This window comes from Bacteroides sp. AF32-8BH (assembly GCF_003435205.1).
In the GTDB taxonomy this organism is placed as follows: Bacteria; Bacteroidota; Bacteroidia; order Bacteroidales; family Bacteroidaceae; genus Bacteroides; species Bacteroides ovatus.
The window spans coordinates 1-2,710 of the sequence record NZ_QVLZ01000100.1; the positions used below are offsets into that span (position 1 = coordinate 1).

Annotated in this window: 2 protein-coding genes; both read right to left on the reverse strand. The window is 44.5% G+C overall.

Annotation, left to right across the window (positions count from 1 at the left end; translation table 11 throughout):
- A partial coding sequence (locus DWZ47_RS30095; protein ID WP_182281672.1) for an SLBB domain-containing protein occupies nt 1–2,135 on the reverse strand: 2,135 nt, incomplete at its 3' end.
- Complete coding sequence (locus DWZ47_RS30100; RefSeq protein WP_004297022.1) at nt 2,113–2,709, reverse strand: UpxY family transcription antiterminator; 597 nt, start codon at nt 2,707–2,709, stop codon at nt 2,113–2,115. The genes DWZ47_RS30100 and DWZ47_RS30095, both read right to left, overlap by 23 nt.
- Between the last annotated feature and the right edge of the window lies 1 nt (nt 2,710).

A 2,710-nucleotide genomic window follows, 5' to 3' on the forward strand; every position in this document is an offset into this window, starting at 1 on the left:
GTATTCGGAACCATTACAGCACCATTAATCGTAACCGTATTATTGTTTTTCGGGATAGAAATTACATCACCTTCATGCAAGACAATATCTGCTGTACTACCAGGATTCGCTAATGCTTTCTCCAAATCAATACCGACTGTAAAATGGTCCTCTACGCGAACACCCAAAGAGTCCATCATAGCTTCACCCAACTGTCTGCTCATCAAACGGATTACATCACTCATGCGTTTCTTTTCACTAGCATTGGCCACACGAGTCAATTTGGCACCACGTAAGTAGGCATAATTCGTTGCACCTCCAGCTTTATTAATCAAGTCTGAAAGACGTTCTTCACGACTGGTCATAGCATAAGAGCCTCCAAACAGAATTTCACCTTCAACAACTACATTCTGTTGAGCTTGATAACCCGGACTACGACGTACATAAACTTCATCATAAGGTTGAAGGACAAAGCCGGGAGTTCCATCTACAATAAAGCCTTCTTTCAAGGAGAATGTATATATCTGGCCGATAGTATCGCTATTTACAGTACTGTGGGGATTCTTAATTCTACGGGATACATCCACACGGACTACAGAAGCGGCTTCACGCAATCCACCTGCCTGAATAATCAAGTCTTCAAGGGTCATGTTATCTGCATAAGGATAAGAATCCGGTTTGGCTACTTCACCATGGATTACGACGTTGCCTCTGTCTTCCAGGTCATGAATACTCGGAATATAAAGGATATCGTTTTTCATCAGGATGATGTTTTGGGAAGTACCGTCCATAATGGCTTTAATGTCTACTGGAACAACTTCGGTAGTCAGATCTTCACGCTGGCGGTAGAGAACGGCACGGTTCAAGAAAGCATCACCGGTCAGTCCTTGAGCTTCGTTTACCAGTTCACGGACAGTATTCAGTTTTCCATTCAACTGGTAGATGCCGGGACGATAAACAGCTCCACGGATTTCAAGTTTGTTGATGAAGCGGTTAAGGATGGCTTCAGCGGTCACAACATCACCGTTTCGCATTTTATAGACACTATAGTCAAGGTCTTTGACTGTGTTTACTTCATATTCCTGTCCATTCTGGCGTACGACACGTAAGGAACGGGTGTAGGCGTCGGCTTCAAAGCCACCGGCATAGCTGATAAGAGTGGATAGACTCTCATCCTTTTTCATCTCGAAACGCATTGGGCGTTTCACTTTTCCGTCGATCTTAACCAATACGTCATAGGCGGGGACTATTACTACATCACCTTCCTGAAGACGAATGTCATCCTGAATGTTTCCTTTCATGATAAATTGGTAGACGTCGATCGTGGCGATATTTTTGCCGTTACGTACCAGCTGGACATTGCGAAGGCTTCCTATGTCACTGACTCCACCCGCACGGTAAAGCGCATGGAAGACTGTAGCAAAAGAAGAGAGGGAGTAAGTACCCGGTTGGACAACCTCACCCATTACATTGATCTGGATAGTACGTATGCTGCCCAAAGTCAGACGGATGTCAGAGGTGGGATCATTCGCATTATTAAGACCATTATATATCTTGTTTAATGTCTTTTTGAGATAGTCATTGGCTTCAGCAATAGTTAGTCCGTTCAGGTTGACAGGACCTATTTTCTGAATGTTGATCGTGCCGTCAGGAGAAATATGTTGGCGGATAGTGTTCTGGCTGGCTCCCCAGATATCAATAATCACTTCATCACCGGGACCCAGACGATAGTTCAAGGGAGTGGAGATGTTGACGCTCGGTTCAAAAGTCAGGTTACGGGTGTTGAAAATATTTCGTCCGAAAACCTGATTGCCACGTGCGAGGTCTTGAGTGCTCAGATGGTCTTCCAGCATATCGGAAGTGTTTTCTTTCATTTCCTCACGAAGGCGTGATTCATTGACATCGGTACCTGTTGCATTGGAAGCGTTGACATTGTTTTGCTGCTCATAGAGTTGCTTCACACGAGTTGCCTGTTCTTTGGTCACACCTCTACGTGCCAGTTCAGAGGCTAGTTGTTTCTGTTCTTTACCCTGGCGGATGCCATCCTTTACATATTCAAGAACTTGGGAGTCGCTCATGCTTTGAGCCATTAAAGGAGAAAAAACTCCCAGCAACAGAATGAATAGAAATACGTTAAATTTTCTTCGTGTTGTCATTGGTGATTTTTGTGGATTCTACATAACCGATTGGCATATCTACACAAGCACAGCCAAGCATATTTAAACGAACGGCAATCTTACTCTTCCCGCCTACAGTCACAAGTTCGCCAACAAGTCCACTCAAAGGACCTTTTATGACACGAACTTTCTCACCACGCGCTAGTGGAGTATCATTCATACAGACTGCTTCTTCGGAATAATCGAGCATGAAACGGAAACGGGCCATCTGCTCGTCAGGAATAACGGCAGGAGTGCTCTCTCCACGCATCACCATATAACGGCTGACCGTAGAAAATGAAAGGACTTCCATACGTTCTTTTGGATTGACATGTACAAAAACCATCATTGGGAGTAAGACTGTATCAACCATCTTACGACGGTCACTCCATTGATGAATTTGCTGCTGAACGGGAACAAAAGAATCAATTCCCATCTTAGACAAACGCTCGGCAACTTTCTTCTCGTGGTGCATTCGAACGAGTGCTACATACCAGCGTTTTGAGTGTGCTACGCCTTCCCCTGTCCCACTACTAGGCCCGGCATTTACTGATTTCGGTTTCGTTAAAATCATA

Excerpts from the sequence above, each read along its gene's own strand:
- DWZ47_RS30100 (WP_004297022.1), bottom strand. The coding sequence starts at position 2,709 with ATGATTTTAACGAAACCGAAATCAGTAAATGCCGGGCCTAGTAGTGGG.